18 protein-coding genes are annotated in these 14,449 nt (G+C 35.7%); 14 read left to right on the top strand and 4 right to left on the bottom strand.

The window, feature by feature from the left end; translation table 11 throughout:
• Positions 1-5 precede the first annotated feature (5 nt).
• From ACLBWW_RS20770 to ACLBWW_RS20750, 5 genes are all read left to right on the top strand, one after another.
• Positions 6-1,370, top strand: a complete 1,365-nt coding sequence (locus ACLBWW_RS20770; RefSeq protein WP_447614214.1) for a PTS transporter subunit EIIC — start codon at positions 6-8, stop codon at positions 1,368-1,370.
• 48 nt (positions 1,371-1,418) lie between these two features.
• Complete coding sequence (locus tag ACLBWW_RS20765; protein WP_447614213.1) at positions 1,419-2,483, top strand: DUF871 domain-containing protein; 1,065 nt, start codon at positions 1,419-1,421, stop codon at positions 2,481-2,483.
• A gap of 160 nt (positions 2,484-2,643) precedes the next feature.
• Entirely contained in the window at positions 2,644-3,048 is a 405-nt protein-coding gene (locus ACLBWW_RS20760) for a DoxX family protein (RefSeq protein WP_001077749.1), read from the top strand.
• Positions 3,049-3,203: 155 nt separating this feature from the next.
• The gene (locus tag ACLBWW_RS20755; protein WP_048545680.1) at positions 3,204-3,605 is read left to right on the top strand and encodes a nuclear transport factor 2 family protein; all 402 of its coding nucleotides are present in this window, start codon (positions 3,204-3,206) and stop codon (positions 3,603-3,605) included.
• Positions 3,605-4,090 (top strand): PRK06770 family protein, encoded by a 486-nt coding sequence (locus tag ACLBWW_RS20750; RefSeq protein WP_048545679.1) that lies wholly within the window; start codon positions 3,605-3,607, stop codon positions 4,088-4,090. Before ACLBWW_RS20755 ends, ACLBWW_RS20750 begins: the two co-directional genes overlap by 1 nt.
• A gap of 33 nt (positions 4,091-4,123) precedes the next feature.
• On the opposite strand, the gene ACLBWW_RS20745 is transcribed toward ACLBWW_RS20750, so the two are convergent.
• Entirely contained in the window at positions 4,124-5,035 is a 912-nt protein-coding gene (locus ACLBWW_RS20745; protein ID WP_447614212.1) for a DMT family transporter, read from the bottom strand.
• Positions 5,036-5,240: 205 nt separating this feature from the next.
• Here ACLBWW_RS20745 and ACLBWW_RS20740 point away from each other — a divergent pair, with 205 nt between their 5' ends.
• Both ACLBWW_RS20740 and ACLBWW_RS20735 read left to right on the top strand, forming a co-directional pair.
• Complete coding sequence (locus ACLBWW_RS20740; RefSeq protein WP_048545677.1) at positions 5,241-5,735, top strand: Lrp/AsnC family transcriptional regulator; 495 nt, start codon at positions 5,241-5,243, stop codon at positions 5,733-5,735.
• A 128-nt stretch (positions 5,736-5,863) separates the two neighbouring features.
• Positions 5,864-6,319, top strand: coding sequence for an N-acetyltransferase (locus tag ACLBWW_RS20735; protein WP_098068535.1), 456 nt, complete (start codon positions 5,864-5,866; stop codon positions 6,317-6,319).
• A gap of 65 nt (positions 6,320-6,384) precedes the next feature.
• On the opposite strand, the gene ACLBWW_RS20730 is transcribed toward ACLBWW_RS20735, so the two are convergent.
• The gene (locus tag ACLBWW_RS20730) at positions 6,385-7,155 is read right to left on the bottom strand and encodes an SDR family NAD(P)-dependent oxidoreductase (RefSeq protein WP_447614211.1); all 771 of its coding nucleotides are present in this window, start codon (positions 7,153-7,155) and stop codon (positions 6,385-6,387) included.
• Between the two features lie 137 nt (positions 7,156-7,292).
• Between ACLBWW_RS20730 and ACLBWW_RS20725 the strand changes: the two genes are divergently transcribed.
• The 5 genes from ACLBWW_RS20725 (at position 7,293) to ACLBWW_RS20705 (ending at position 10,873) form a co-directional block, all read left to right on the top strand.
• Positions 7,293-7,652 (top strand): MerR family transcriptional regulator, encoded by a 360-nt coding sequence (locus ACLBWW_RS20725; protein WP_048545671.1) that lies wholly within the window; start codon positions 7,293-7,295, stop codon positions 7,650-7,652.
• A gap of 415 nt (positions 7,653-8,067) precedes the next feature.
• Positions 8,068-8,412 carry a DMT family transporter gene (locus ACLBWW_RS20720; protein WP_447614210.1) on the top strand — a complete coding sequence of 115 codons (345 nt, stop codon included), beginning with the start codon at positions 8,068-8,070 and terminating at the stop codon, positions 8,410-8,412.
• Positions 8,413-8,414: 2 nt separating this feature from the next.
• On the top strand, positions 8,415-8,729 hold the full coding sequence (locus ACLBWW_RS20715; RefSeq protein ID WP_000539670.1) for a DMT family transporter: 315 nt from the start codon (positions 8,415-8,417) through the stop codon (positions 8,727-8,729).
• A 151-nt stretch (positions 8,730-8,880) separates the two neighbouring features.
• On the top strand, positions 8,881-9,459 hold the full coding sequence (locus ACLBWW_RS20710; RefSeq protein ID WP_001993037.1) for a TetR family transcriptional regulator: 579 nt from the start codon (positions 8,881-8,883) through the stop codon (positions 9,457-9,459).
• Positions 9,460-9,670: 211 nt separating this feature from the next.
• Positions 9,671-10,873, top strand: coding sequence for an MFS transporter (locus ACLBWW_RS20705; protein WP_048545666.1), 1,203 nt, complete (start codon positions 9,671-9,673; stop codon positions 10,871-10,873).
• 186 nt (positions 10,874-11,059) lie between these two features.
• On the opposite strand, the gene ACLBWW_RS20700 is transcribed toward ACLBWW_RS20705, so the two are convergent.
• Positions 11,060-11,398, bottom strand: coding sequence for a winged helix-turn-helix transcriptional regulator (locus ACLBWW_RS20700; protein ID WP_000997915.1), 339 nt, complete (start codon positions 11,396-11,398; stop codon positions 11,060-11,062).
• A 169-nt stretch (positions 11,399-11,567) separates the two neighbouring features.
• On the opposite strand from ACLBWW_RS20700, the gene ACLBWW_RS20695 reads away from it, so the two are divergent.
• Together ACLBWW_RS20695 and ACLBWW_RS20690 are read left to right on the top strand one after the other, a co-directional pair.
• A complete protein-coding gene (locus ACLBWW_RS20695) occupies positions 11,568-12,107 on the top strand; it encodes an ester cyclase (RefSeq protein WP_048545662.1) in 540 nt (179 codons plus the stop codon).
• A gap of 23 nt (positions 12,108-12,130) precedes the next feature.
• On the top strand, positions 12,131-12,676 hold the full coding sequence (locus tag ACLBWW_RS20690; protein ID WP_048545661.1) for an NAD(P)H-dependent oxidoreductase: 546 nt from the start codon (positions 12,131-12,133) through the stop codon (positions 12,674-12,676).
• Positions 12,677-12,697: 21 nt separating this feature from the next.
• Here ACLBWW_RS20690 and ACLBWW_RS20685 read toward each other — a convergent pair whose 3' ends face one another.
• Entirely contained in the window at positions 12,698-14,437 is a 1,740-nt protein-coding gene (locus tag ACLBWW_RS20685) for an SgrR family transcriptional regulator (protein ID WP_048545660.1), read from the bottom strand.
• Between the last annotated feature and the right edge of the window lie 12 nt (positions 14,438-14,449).

Genomic DNA, 14,449 nt, shown 5'->3' with positions numbered 1-14,449 from the left:
CTATTATGAAGAAAGAAGAGAAAATGGCCAAAGAAATATCAGAGCAACTTGGGGGAGTAAAAAATATTCGTGGCATTGCTCATTGTATGACGAGGCTACGATTAACGCTTCATGATGAAAGTAAAGTGAATATGGACCTTTTGAAAAAGGTTGAAGGGGTTATGGGCGTTATTGAAGATGAGACGCTTCAAGTTGTTGTTGGCCCAGGGACAGTAAATAAAGTAGCAGCTGAAATGGAAGGATTAACGGGACTGCGAATCGGTGAGGTGGCAGATCATCACCTTGAAGACCTTGGGCAAGAAATGAAGTCAGAGATTAAGAAGAAAAATAATACACCAGTGAAAAACTTTTTACGAAAAATAGGAAGTATTTTCATTCCGTTAATTCCAGGTCTTGTTGCCTCAGGAATTATAAACGGGGTCGCTAACTTTGCGAAAAACGCAGGTGCCGATCCGAATGCAACGTGGCTACAAATGCTACTACTCATTGGTGGCGGTATCTTTACATTCTTAGGCATTTTAGTCGGCTGGAATACAGCGAAAGAATTTGGCGGGACACCAGTTCTTGGGGCGATTGCGGGAATTTTAATTTTTAACCCAGCGATGGCGAATGTAAAATTATTCGGTGAAGCGCTCGTACCCGGACGGGGCGGATTGTTTGCAGTTATTTTTGCAGCATGGCTTATGGTTGTAGTAGAAAGACAAGTTCGAAAAGCAGTGCCAAATGCAGTTGATATTATCGTGACACCGCTCATTACTGTGTTAGTCGTAAGTATCGTAACGATGTTAGCCATTCAGCCGGTAGCAGGTTTCTTATCTGAAGGAATTACAAGCGGAATTAATGGTATTTTAAGTATTGGCGGCGCATTTGCGGGAGCAGTGCTTGCGGGAACTTTTTTACCACTCGTTATGGTCGGATTACATCACGGTTTGACACCGATTCATATGGAGTTTATTAATCAAACGCACGTAACGCCTTTATTACCAGTACTAGCAATGGCTGGAGCTGGGCAAGTAGGAGCAGCGATTGCGATTTTTGTAAAAACAAAAAACAAACGACTTCGTAACGTAATTAAAGGTGCATTACCAGTTGGATTTTTAGGAATTGGCGAACCGTTATTATACGGGGTTACATTACCACTTGGGAAACCGTTTCTTACAGCTTGTTTAGGTGCAGCTGTTGGCGGTGCATTCCAAGCAGTTATGAAAACAGCTGCACTTGGAATCGGTGTATCAGGATTATCATTAATTCCGTTAATTGCTGATAATAAATATTTATTATATTTCCTTGGATTAGTAGTGGCATATACGTTCGGATTCATTTTTACGTACTTCTTCGGATTCAAAGAAGAAATGGCAGAAAGCATATAGAGAAAGGGATTCCTTTCTCTTTTTCTATTCATAGAAAGGGAGATTCATATGATAGGAGTTTCAATTTATCTTTCAAAAGAACGAGTAAAGAAGCAAGAAGAGTGGCTAAAAGTAGCGAAGGAAAACGGGTTTTCATCTATTTTTACATCACTTCACATTCCTGAAGATGATCCTGGTACGTATAAAGAGTTAATTCAAATACTTGGGAAACAAACTCTTGAAAATGACATGGAATTAATGGTCGATGTTTCTCCAAAATCGTTACATCATTTAGGGATGACGTATGAAAATGTGGAGGAGCTATTAGACTGGGGCATTACTGGTTTACGAATGGACTATGGCATCACGCCGAAAGAAATTGCACGTGTATCCCATAAAATGAAAGTAGCTTTAAACGCGAGTACGATTACAGAATCATTTTGGAAAGAGTTAATCACTGAAAAGATACGGGTAGAGAATGTAGAAGCGTGGCATAATTTTTATCCGCGTCCAGAAACAGGACTAGCAAAGTCCTTCTTGCAAAAGCAAAATCAATATTTACATGAGTGCGGAATAAAAACGATGGCATTTATTTCAGGGGATGGGGAGAGACGGGGCCCGTTATATGAAGGCTTACCAACGTTAGAAAAGCAACGCAATATGCGCCCGCTTGAAGCGTACTTAGAACTTGTACAACATTGTGGTGTCGATAAGGTGTTAATCGGGGATATAAGCGGAAGTGTAGAAAGTGTACAAGAGATAGCGAGTGCGAGTAGAGGAATTATTTCACTGCGGTATAAATCGTTTATATGCGATAAAGAAGCATTAAAAGTGGTGGAGCGAGTGCATACAAATAGACTAGATCCAGCTCGTGATGTCATTCGTTCAGTTGAATCAAGAGAAGGAAATAGAGTGATTTTAAAGCCGATGCATACAATTGCAAGAAAGAAAGGCAGCATTACAATTGATAATGAATTGTACGGTAGATATGCAGGAGAGATGCAAGTTGCCACACATGATTTGCCTAAAGATGAGAAAGTGAATGTTGTTGGCATGGTTGTAGAAGAGGACTTGTCTTTATTGCCGTATGTTGGCGCTGGAAAAATGTTTCAACTTTTTTATGCGATAGAGTAAAAGCTTGAATTAGCACTATTTTGTAGGAAAACATTATCCGTAAAAGGGATAATGTTTTTTGTTTTCTTAAAAAAAGTATTTGACGAATGAAATGAAATACCGTATTGTTTTGACTTGTAAATAAAAGTTCACCATAACGAAACAAAAAGGAGAGTTCAAAATGAACCAATATATTGGGAATTTAATTATTCGTATCGTGTTAGGAGTGACATTCTTTGCGCACGGTTTAGCGAAGTTTCAATCAGGTATCGATAACGTAGCAGGATGGTTTACAAGCATCGGCTTACCAGGTGGTCTTGCATACGGCGTAGCAACAGTTGAATTAGTTGGTGGTATATTATTAATTATCGGTTTAGGCGTAAGATATGTAGGACTATTATTCGCTCTTATTTTAGCTGGAGCTATCGTAAAGGTAAATGGAGCAGCAGGTTTATTAGGAGATGGAAAGAATCCAGGGTATGAATTAGATCTTGCATTATTAGCAATGGGTGCGTATTTATTCGTTGTAAAAGCAGAAGGATATGTAGATCGCTTCGTAAAAGAGAAAGTAATGAAAGCGAAGTAAACTTATTTATAAATTGTTGACTTGAATCATAATTGTAACTATAATGATTACAACTAGTGGATTAAGAATAAAACAATTTAAATATTTTTTTACACAAGATGTAACGTTATTGGTTACATCTTGTGTAAAAAATAAATAAAACGGGAGGAAGTAATATGCCTAAATCAAATTTAGAAATTATTCGAAGCACGTATGAAGGGTCAGCTTCTTCAAATGCAAAACATTTAGTAGAAGCCCTCTCTGAAAAAGTAGAATGGACAGAGGCAAAAGGATTCCCTTATGGGGGAACTTATATAGGTGTAGAAGCAATAATGGAAAATGTATTTAGCCGATTAGGATCAGAATGGCATGATTATAAAGCGAGTGTAAATATGTACCATGAAGTAAACGGAAAAGATGTAATTATTGCTGAAGGTGTTTATTCAGGAGTTTATAAAGAAACGGGAAAATCATTTGAAGCAGAGTTTGTTCATGTATGGCAACTAGAGAATGGAAAAATCGTGAAGTTTAAGCAGTATGTAGATAGTCATATTGTTAAGGAAGCGATGAAGAGCTAATGCTTTTTAAATGGATTGTAGGAATATGTATTACAATTATAGTAATCATCTCGTCTATAGTTGGCGGAAAGAAATTGCTTGCATATGTGGAAAAAGAGAATAAAAATATTCAAACCCAGCAAGCGGAAAACGAAAAAGAGAAGAAAGTTGTAGAAGAATCTCCACAAGCTAGTGAAGGTGAAATTATTTCTACTATGCATAAAATGGTGCACCAAAAAGTAAAATCCTCTGAAAAATGGGGATTTTTAGAAATGACAAAAAAGGAAATTTTTAATGTAAAAAGAGATATTGAAAATAGTACAGGTTTTCAATATAAAATGAAGTTATTCTCTATTATAAATAGATGGGAAAAAGGAGATTTTTCTCAAACTGTTGAGGAGCACAACTTTTTATGGAGCCTTCAAGGTGGAGATACTGGCAAGGCGACGGAACGTTTATCACTAGAAGAGGAAAAGCAGTATATAAAAGAAATGAAGAGTAAATAAAAACATCGCCACTCGGATGACGATGTTTTTTCATTAATAATGTTTTCGCATTAAAGGTCTAACAGGCTGAACGGTAACCGTTTTGAAATGAGAAAATAAATAACATCCCATCACAACGATCATTGTCCCGAAAATTTGTATCCACGTTAGTTCTTCTCCGAGGAAAAGAAATGCTAAAATAGCTGTGAAAATTGGATTGAAGTTTAGAAAAATACCGGATGTCGTAGCCCCTAATTTTTGCACGCCAATATTCCAGAACACCATACAAAGAACTGTGGAAATAAGCCCAGTATATAAAAGGGATGTTAGGAAAGAAGTATTTATGTTTGTAACAGTGAAGCTCCCTATGTTAAATGGTAGTAATAAAATAACGCCGAAAATTCCTGAGTATAATGTTGCCATGAGCGGTGTCGTTGTTTTTGTTGCCCATTTACTACAAACAGAATAGATTCCCCAAATACAAACAGCCGCAATCATCCATAAATCGCCGCTATTAAAATGTAGTGAAAATAAAAGTGCAAAGTTACCTTTTAATAGGACAAGAATAACCCCAAAGAATGAAAGAACCATGGATAGGATTTGAAGTGTATTTACTTTTTCTTTTAGAAATAAAACAGAAAATAATGCAATTGAAATCGCATTTAATGTAGAAATAAGCCCTACATTCGTTGCGGATGTTTTTTCTAGTGCTAAAAATTGAAAGATGTTAAAAAGAGCGACCCCTGAGATTCCCATTAGTATTAACGGAAGTATTGCCGCGCGAGGTGGAATGATTTTCTTTTCTTTAAACCATACCATCGGTAATAAACAAACGATCGCAATCATCCATCTTAAACTTGTTAGTGTCATCGGAGACGCGTGATCAACGAGTGACTTTCCAACGACGAAATTTCCCCCCCATAATAAGCTCGTTAGTAATAGTAAAAAGACATAAAAATAAGGCATATTAAAATCCCCTTTGTTGTAATCAATATGAATTGTAAATAATTTTAGCATTTTTCTTTGTTGTGTAATATATTCTTTTGTATAATGGATAAAAGTTGATAAAATGTTTTGTTTTGAATAATATTTACGGAATGATATTCAGTTTTATGTAAGGTGTAAGGTGTTTTTTCGAATAATCATCGGTAAGAAAAAAGGGGGCATTGTAATGGAGTCGTCTGTTATTAAAGTGTTAGATGATTTAGATGTACAAATTTTAGATATATTGCAGAAGGAGTCACAAGTAAGTAATGCAGAGCTAGCACGCCGCGTTAATTTATCACCAGCTGCGATGCATGCGAGAATAAAAAGATTAGATGGAGAAGGGTTCATTGATAAGCAAGTAGCCATTTTAAATCAAGAAAAGCTTGGTTTTGATTTGTTATGCTTCATTTTTATGAGTACAAATATTCATCAATCGGATAAACTTGACGTGTTGGAGAAAGAATTAGAGTCGATGCCAGAAGTGTTAGAATGTCACTGTTTAACAGGAGAATATGATTATTTATTAAAAGTTGCAAATCGTGATCGTAAAGAGCTGGAGCAGTTTATTCGAAAGCTGAATAAGCTTGGTATTACAAGGATACAGACGAGTTTAGCACTTCGTGAAATTAAATATTCGACGGTATTGCCGATACGAAATGAGGAACCGAGCATCGATTAGATTGCTTGGTTTTTTGTTTGTATAAAGTGATTGACGGGGAGAAAAGAGAGATGTATTATTATATAAAAATATGTATTAAAATTCAATTTAGGTTATAAATATTAATATCGGGGACAAGGGGATATAATATGAAAATCTTTAATGCGGTTACGAGTGATGTGAAAGAAATTTATAGTCTTATTGAAGCTTATGCAAAAGAAGGAGTAGTTTTACCACGTTCTCTTTTATCTCTCTATCAATATTTACAGTGTTTATATGTTGTGAAAGAAAGCGATGAGATTGTTGGGGTTGCTGGTTTACATGTGTTAGGGGAGGACCTTGCAGAAGTCCGGTCGTTAGTCGTCTCGCATACATATGCAGGGAAAGGAATCGGGCGTATGTTAGTGAACCATGTAATAAATGAGGCAGCGAAAATAAAAGTGAATAGAGTCATTTCTTTAACATATGAAACGGAATTTTTTCAAAAGTGCGGGTTTGATTTTGTGAATAGAGATGCGTTACCAGAGAAAGTATGGATCGATTGTAGACATTGTCCAAAGGTGGATTATTGTGATGAGATGGCGATGATTCGATATGTTGGGTGAAGTTTTCAGAGAAAAAAGGCCCACTATTATTTACGTAATAGTGGGCCTCTATATTTTAGGGGAATTTAAGAACTTGAATTCGTTTTTCTTACCGCAAAATTAAAAATGGGATTTTTAAGCTCATAGTTATAAGTAGAACCATCGACAAGCCCTACAACTTTATCGCTTTCGTAAAGATCAAGCATAAATTGTGCCATTTGTTTTGCGGTGTGGAATTTCGGTACAACATTATCGTATTGGAATTCATCAATATCAAATGAACGTTTTGCAAACTCTGTTTCAGTTGCACCAGGCGCTAAAACCTTTGCTTGCAGTTTTGCACCTTGTTGTTTCAATTCGTGAGATAAACCTTCTGTAAATGCACTTACATAGAATTTCGTAGCGCAATACGTAACAGCATCAGCAACGATTGTGTATCCACCGCCTGATGAAACGTTAATAAGTTGTGTGCCATCAACCATTGAATAATCTCGAACGAAAAGAGAGGAGAGTATTGTTAGTGCTTCTATATTTACATGTAACATCGTTTCTATTTTATTTAAATTTTGTTCAGCAATTGAGGCGAAATTACCAAACCCTGCGTTGTTAATCCACGTTTCAATTTGAAAGGCTTGTAGGCTTTCATACAGCTTATAAACATTTTCCGTAATAGATAAATCTGTTCTTCGAATAACAACATCCAATTCTGGATTCATTTCGTTAATTTTTAATTTTAATCCGTCTAATTCTTCTTGTCTTCGAGCTATAAGTATTAAGTTCTTTCCGCGAGCTGCAAAGGCTAAAGCCGATTCATAGCCAATTCCAGAACTAGCACCAGTAATAACAGTGTATTTCATATAAAATCCCCCTAAATTCAAATAAATATATTATGGTTAGATTTTATTTGTTAGAGTATACTCTAAGTCAAATGTTTTTTATGAAGTTGATAAGGCTATAAAATATATGCGGGTAAGCACGTGGAGGGAGTTAGAGTATGTACACAATTAGCGAGGCGGCTAAATTAATAGGAGTGAGTACACATACACTACGTTATTATGAAAAAGAAAATATATTAATTGCAAATCGCGATACAAATGGGAATCGAATGTATGAAGAGTCACATATAAAGTGGTTGCAGTTTGTCATGAAATTAAAACAAACGCAAATGCCAATAGCGAAAATAAGAGAATACGCTAGGTTATATTTAGAAGGGGAGCATACAACCGAAGCTCGTTTACAGCTCCTAGAAGATCATAGGAAATCTATTCAGATTCAAAGAGAAACCTTAGTAATTACAGAAAAGATGCTTGAGAATAAAATTATTGCATATAAGGCCTCTTTGGAAAGTAAATAGAAAACATAATCCGACCCTTAATTATTTATGATAAAAATGGATTTGATCTCATAGTGTGCCGGCAAATAAAAAAGAGCAGCTAGCAAAAGCTAACTGCTCTATTCAAGGGATCTCTCCAAGGGGGAGTGGAGAAAATATTATGTTACTAGCAGTATTGACAGGTTATTAGGAAATATACAAATCGGATGAAAGAAATTTCAAATAATCTTTCGGTATTGACAGTTTTTAAAATATTCATGTACAATACATATGAATGACATTCAGTCATTTTCGTATGGCAGGATTTAGTTATCTTGGCAATGGAACAAATATAAATGGTAAATGAGGATGATAGTTGTTTATATATAGTAGTGATGAAGGAGTATATTTTTTTAAAACAAAAATGACTGATAGTCAGTCATAAGAGGTGAGAGGTATGAAAAATAGAGCTTGGTTATATGTCATATTAACATGTATCTTTGAAATTTTTTGGGTGTTTGGTTTTAATACCGCCCATACTTGGTGGCATTGGATTATTATTTTAGGAGTTATCGCTGTTGATTTTCACTTCCTTTCTAAAGCGTGTGAACATCTTGCGACAGGGACTGTATATGCCATTTTTGCCGGAGCTGGTACGGTAGGGACTTTCTTAATGGATGTATTCCTTTTCGGCGGGAGTTTTAGCGTAGGGAAACTATTCTTTATCATGATGGTTGTAGCTGGCGTTATCGGTTTAAAGTTAGCTGATAATAAAGAAGAAACTGTGGAAGGAGCTGCTTAAAGATGGGTTGGTTTTTCGTATTTTGTGCTGCAATTAGTGAAATAGTCGGTGTGATTGGTCTTAAAATGTATAGTAAAGATAAAACGTTAGCAAATGGTGCAATTTATATAGGTGGATTTGCTACATCCTTCGCATTCTTGTATACATCTTTCTTATTTTTACAAGTAAGTGTCGCTTATGCGGTTTGGATTGGTATTGGAACAGCAGGTGCCGTTTTATTAAACATGTTCCTGTTTGGTGAGTCGAAAAGTAAAGCACGTATCATTAGTGTGGCTCTTATTGTATGCGGAGTGACAGGATTAAAGGCTCTTTCTTAAAGATATATTGTATTTTATCTCCTAATGGTTTATTAGGAGATTTTTATTATTAAAAAATGATTTCCTCTTAGAGTTCACTATCATTGACAGTACAATCGATTATCTTATAAAATGAGTGACAGTCATTCAATATGTGTGTGAAAGGGTTTAGATGATGAATAAAAAAGAAAAAATTGTCTATGCAGCTATTGAAGTGTTTCAGGAAAAGGGCGTTGAAAAAACGAAGATTTCTGATATCGTGAAATTGGCTGGCATTGCACAAGGAACTTTCTATTTATATTTTCCTTCTAAGTTATCTGTTATGCCTGCAATAGCAGAAGTAATGGTTGAAAAGATGATACTTGCAGTGAAAGAAAAAGTGCAAAATGATGCGCCTTTCTCAAGTAAAGTGACGCAAGTAATAGATGCGGTGTTTCACTTTATAGCGGAATATCGTGAAATACAAGCTTTAATGTATGCGGGTCTTGCATCTACAGAACATATAAAAGAATGGGAAGCTGTGTATGAGCCTCTTTATATGTGGCTAAGCGAGTTTTTAAGTGCGGCGAAAGAAGCTGGTGAAATTCGTGATTCGGTTCATGCGGAAAGAACGGCTAAGTTATTTATCGCTCTTGTTGAATCTGCAGCGGAACAAGTTTATTTATATGACCATAAAGATGATGAGCAAGTCGAGCTACAAAAGGCAGAAGTACTAGATTTTTTAACACATGCACTACATATAAAGAAGTAGTAAGATGAACCTGTCTGAAAAGGTAGGTTCATTTTTGAGGAAAACTGAATGATAGTCATTCACCTAATGCGTATGTATGTGTGAAAGGATAGAGTGAAATTCTAATGAGTGGGGGCATCTCTACTCATGACTAGCCCACAAATAGCAGGATAAAGAAAAAGCTTCTTGGGCATTATTTTTTTGAGGAACTTACGGGAAGAGGTGTTAAAAAGTGAAGAAACCGATAAAAGAACAAAAGATGGTATTGGTCATTCTTTTGAGTAATATATTTATCGCTTTTTTAGGGATTGGATTAATCATTCCGGTTATGCCGTCCTTTATGAATGACATGAGTTTAACAGGGAAGACGATGGGATATCTCGTTGCAGTATTCGCAATGGCTCAGCTCATTACGTCACCTATTACAGGCCGGTGGGTTGACCTTTACGGTAGGAAGAAAATGATCATCATTGGATTATTTATTTTTGGTGTTTCAGAACTTCTTTTTGGATTAGGAAAAGATGTGTGGATGCTTTATGCAGCACGGGTGTTAGGCGGAATTAGTGCCGCGTTTATTATGCCTGGTGTTACGGCATATGTTGCGGATATTACATCTATGCAGGAACGTCCAAAGGCGATGGGATATTTATCAGCGGCGATTAGTACTGGTTTTATTATAGGGCCTGGAATTGGTGGGTTTATTGCAGAATACGGTATACGTGTGCCGTTTTTCGTTGCAGCAGCAATTGCCTTTATAGCATGTGTAATTTCGATCTTTATTTTAAAAGAACCGTTAACGAAAGAAGAACTTGCAGAGATTTCTGCTAACACGAAAGAATCAAGTTTTATTGGTGATTTAAAGAAATCATTACATCCAATGTATGCAATTGCATTTATTATCGTATTTGTACTCGCATTCGGATTATCAGCGTATGAAACTGTGTTTAGTCTATTTTCTGATCATAAGTTTGGATTCACCCCGAAAGATATTGCGGCAATTATTACGATTAGCTCAATCTTTGGGGTAGTTGTGCAAGTATTTATGTTTGGCAAATTAGTCGACATGTTCGGTGAAAAAGTGTTAATTCAAATATGTTTAATTGTAGGTGCAGTATTAGCGTTCGTTTCAACTGTAGTCTTTAATTATTGGATTGTACTTCTCGTTACTTGCTTTATTTTCTTAGCATTTGATTTACTTCGTCCAGCTTTAACGACATTTTTATCAAAGGCAGCTGGAAAAGAGCAAGGATTCGTTGCTGGTATGAACTCGACTTATACGAGTTTAGGAAATATCGCAGGACCAGCGATGGGCGGAATATTATTTGATATGAATATTCATTATCCATATGCATTTTCAGGAGTTGTTTTAATAGTTGGTCTCGGCATTACGTTTATGTGGAGAGAGAAACAGCTAGCTGAAAGTTTTGCGAAGTAATAAAACCCCTTACGACGGTAAGGGGTTTTTGTTTTATCCCGCTTTAATGGGCAGTAAGACCCCCACCTCAAAATTCACTGAAAGCAAAGAATTTAGGTGGGGGTCGGGCTGCCCATTAAAGTCCGATTGGTGAGGGCTAATAATCAGTGGGGGATGAAGAAAACCCCCACTGATTAAAGTTTCACTTTATAAGCTTAATCCAAACCGTTTTAATTCAATAAAAATCCCCTCTAATTGCTTTCCTTTATCCGTTAATGTGTACTCTACACGAGGAGGAACTTCTGGATATACTTTTCTCGTTATAATTCCTTGAGATTCTAATTCTTTTAGTCGAAGCGATAATGTTTTTGGACTAATCCCGTCCATTGATTTTTGTAAATCACTAAAGCGTAATGTTCCTTCGATAAGAAGGTCACGAATGATTAAAAACGTCCATTTTGTACGAATTACATCAAGTGTTTTAGCGATGGGACAAGGTATGCCAGGTAAACCTTTCGTTAATTCAACTGGATTTATATCGTTCATGGAACTAGCCTCCATAAAATTTTTTTGGATGAATTTGCTTTATAGTATCACAAAATTATACTTTTGGTAACTATATGAAAAAAATATCACTACTTCCATAAAGGAAGTTAGTGCATATACAATAGAAATACGAAACAAAAAGGATTTATATAAGGAGGTGGTGATTTCCATGGGGATAAAAAAGTTATTTGGATTTCTTAGTTTGTTTGTTATTTGTATTGTACTTGTAGCATGTAGCTGGGAACAAAAAACGGAAATCCAGTTATTAAAAGAAATGCCGAAGCCAAAAGCAATGACAATTGATCCCTCACTAAGTAAAAAAGAAGCGACAGAGATGGTTCATGCAGCGCAGCGTTTTTATGCATTTTGGGATACAGGTAAAGAGGAACTTATTCTGCAAACTGTTTCTGAAAATTTTTCCGATAATACATTGCCGAAAGGGCGACCACAAGGAACTGAAGGATTAAAGTTTGCGGCACAAAATTTTCGTAAAGTTGTTCCTAATATACATTGCGAGATTGAAGATTTATTAGTCGTTGGTGATAAAGTAACAGCTCGTCTTTCTTTTACAGGAACGCACAATGATAAGAAAATCAATTTTTTTGCCATTGATATTTTACATGTGAAAGATGGAAAGATCACGGAAGACTGGCATTTAGAAGATAATCTTACGCTGAAACAACAACTTGGGTTAATAGCTGAAGAGTAAATTATATAGGGGAGAGAAAAGCAATGAAAAATATATTTATTATAAATGGACATGAAAAATACGGTACGAAAGAAGGACGATTAAATAGAACGTTAGTTGATTATATGGTAACGGTATTAAGTGAGAAGCATCATGTGAAAACAACAACGATTCAAGATGGCTATAGTATTAAAGAAGAACAAGAGAAGTTTTTATGGGCGGATGTTGTGATTTATCAAACACCGATTTACTGGTTTAGTGTACCGGGCTTATTTAAAACGTATATGGATGAAGTATATGAATATGGTTTGTTCTTTAAAGGTGCTGATGAATATGGAACAGGCGGTTTATTAAAAGAGAAAGCGTATATGTTTTCTACAACTTGGAATGCACCTGAAAAGGCATTTGGAGATAAGACGAAGTTCTTTGAAGGGGAAAGTTTAGAGTCAACGCTTAGCCATTTACACCGCGTGCAAAAGTTTCTTGGCATGAGTCCGTTAAAGAGCTTTGCTTGTTATGATGTGGTGAAGCATCCTACAATTGATAAGTATTTAGAGAACTTGAAGAATCATTTAGAAGAAATCATTTAATAATTACAGCCATCCCCATATTTAATGCGGGGATGGCTGTATCCATAATTTCGCAAAATTTGCCCAACCGAATGAATCAATTGTTACGTTTTTCAAAGAAGAAGGGTATGTTTTTCTTTTTAAAACGTGATAGTTAAATAAAATGATGTGTTCTGTTTGTAAAAATTCTTCGATCTCATACATGAGTTCGTAGCGCTTTTCTTTATTTTCTTCTAATAAAAATGTATCAAGTAAACAGTTAATTTGTTTTTCATAGTGCGGGTCCATGAACCGGTTTACGAAGCAACTTTTATTTTTAAATACATTTAAGAATGCAAGTTCATGATCGGCAGCAAACACTTCTCCCATGAAAATAATATCGGCATGTTTATCAATAGAGCGATCCATATAATCTGAAACGGGAAATGGGTGAAGCTCTACTTGTATACCTAAACTTTCACATCGTTCTTTTAGGAAATGAGCGTCATTTGCACTATCTTTAAATGCGAAGAAGTAAATATGTATCGTTTCTCCATTATAGGTGCTCTTTTTTAAATACTCTTTTGCCTTCTCTAAAGAGTAGGATCTTTTAGGAACTTGGCGGCTTCTTTCAGGGAAAAAGCTTGAAGCAGCAATTGTTCGTCTACCCTCTATGCTACGAAGTATCGTTTCAACGTCATATAGTTCTCTCCAAGCTTTTCGAAAGTAAATGTCGTGATGAGGACCAGGTTTTGTAAAGTTGAAGCTAGCATAAATACAACCTATTTCTTCTATTTGTATATCATGCCTTTCATTTTCCTCTTCATTTGGCAGTTCATAATCAGCATCTATTTGCACATGATCAGGAATACCCCAAAATTCAATACGGTCTAATAACGCGCGCTCTTTAAAATAATGGGTGAACGCTTCGAGTACGATATTATCTTCCGAGTAATGAGCAAGTTTGAAAGGTCCAGTACCTATATAATGATGATTTTGAATACTCGTATCACGCGGTAAAATTGCGAGCTGCATTGAACTTACATAGTGTAAGAAAAATAAATTTGGTTTCGCTAAATGGAATCGAATTTGCAGTGGTGATGGCGTTTCAATTTGAACAATTTCTTCTGTTAACCATTCGAAAGGAGAGTGAACTTCTTTTAGTCTTTCAAATGAAAATTGTACATCTTTAGAAGTTAAAACTGTTTCGTTATGAAAATATACATCCTTTCGTAAATAAAAAGTCCACGTAAGTCCGTCTTCACTTAATTCCCACGTATGCGCAATGTGTGGTTCCATTTTTTCAGTAACATCGTTATAGACGACTAACGTATCAAAAATTTGACTCGTAAGATGGCTCTCTGTAGTTACAGCCACAAAAGCCGGATCTAATGGGAATATCTTTCTCGATATAGGAATCTTTAATATGTCGTACATATCATTTGAAGGTTCGTATCCAAAATGATGATGTAGTTTATTTTCTATTTTTTTTTGAAGTGTAAAGGGTAGGGGCTCTTTTAAAAGAAGAAAAATATCCTTTAACTTTTCTTGCGTTAACAGTTCATCTGTATAGGACTCAATCGCTTCTACGAAATTATGTATAAATAGGATTTCCGTTTTATTCCCGCGGCCTCGCCCGGGAGTCCAGCGAATTAATTGCTCCTCACTCATCTTCTTTAATAAAATTTTTACGTTTTTCGTACTGCAATATAAAATATCTGCTAACTCTTGTAAGCTATTTCGCATATGTTGTTGATCTTGCGCATGTAATCTTAACCGAATGTAATAGTCCATAATTTTCATATATACACTTCC

This window comes from Bacillus sp. M5A3_1b (genome assembly GCF_053345335.1).
Note: the sequence above shows the minus strand (reverse complement) of the source record. Positions and strands in the feature narration are given on the sequence as shown.

Excerpts from the sequence above, each read along its gene's own strand:
- ACLBWW_RS20770 (WP_447614214.1), top strand. The coding sequence starts at position 6 with ATGAAGAAAGAAGAGAAAATGGCCAAAGAAATATCAGAGCAACTTGGG.
- ACLBWW_RS20765 (WP_447614213.1), top strand. The coding sequence starts at position 1,419 with ATGATAGGAGTTTCAATTTATCTTTCAAAAGAACGAGTAAAGAAGCAA.
- ACLBWW_RS20760 (WP_001077749.1), top strand. The coding sequence starts at position 2,644 with ATGAACCAATATATTGGGAATTTAATTATTCGTATCGTGTTAGGAGTG.
- ACLBWW_RS20755 (WP_048545680.1), top strand. The coding sequence starts at position 3,204 with ATGCCTAAATCAAATTTAGAAATTATTCGAAGCACGTATGAAGGGTCA.
- ACLBWW_RS20750 (WP_048545679.1), top strand. The coding sequence starts at position 3,605 with ATGCTTTTTAAATGGATTGTAGGAATATGTATTACAATTATAGTAATC.
- ACLBWW_RS20745 (WP_447614212.1), bottom strand. The coding sequence starts at position 5,035 with ATGCCTTATTTTTATGTCTTTTTACTATTACTAACGAGCTTATTATGG.
- ACLBWW_RS20740 (WP_048545677.1), top strand. The coding sequence starts at position 5,241 with ATGGAGTCGTCTGTTATTAAAGTGTTAGATGATTTAGATGTACAAATT.
- ACLBWW_RS20735 (WP_098068535.1), top strand. The coding sequence starts at position 5,864 with ATGAAAATCTTTAATGCGGTTACGAGTGATGTGAAAGAAATTTATAGT.
- ACLBWW_RS20730 (WP_447614211.1), bottom strand. The coding sequence starts at position 7,155 with ATGAAATACACTGTTATTACTGGTGCTAGTTCTGGAATTGGCTATGAA.
- ACLBWW_RS20725 (WP_048545671.1), top strand. The coding sequence starts at position 7,293 with ATGTACACAATTAGCGAGGCGGCTAAATTAATAGGAGTGAGTACACAT.
- ACLBWW_RS20720 (WP_447614210.1), top strand. The coding sequence starts at position 8,068 with ATGAAAAATAGAGCTTGGTTATATGTCATATTAACATGTATCTTTGAA.
- ACLBWW_RS20715 (WP_000539670.1), top strand. The coding sequence starts at position 8,415 with ATGGGTTGGTTTTTCGTATTTTGTGCTGCAATTAGTGAAATAGTCGGT.
- ACLBWW_RS20710 (WP_001993037.1), top strand. The coding sequence starts at position 8,881 with ATGATGAATAAAAAAGAAAAAATTGTCTATGCAGCTATTGAAGTGTTT.
- ACLBWW_RS20700 (WP_000997915.1), bottom strand. The coding sequence starts at position 11,398 with ATGAACGATATAAATCCAGTTGAATTAACGAAAGGTTTACCTGGCATA.
- ACLBWW_RS20695 (WP_048545662.1), top strand. The coding sequence starts at position 11,568 with ATGGGGATAAAAAAGTTATTTGGATTTCTTAGTTTGTTTGTTATTTGT.
- ACLBWW_RS20690 (WP_048545661.1), top strand. The coding sequence starts at position 12,131 with ATGAAAAATATATTTATTATAAATGGACATGAAAAATACGGTACGAAA.
- ACLBWW_RS20685 (WP_048545660.1), bottom strand. The coding sequence starts at position 14,437 with ATGAAAATTATGGACTATTACATTCGGTTAAGATTACATGCGCAAGAT.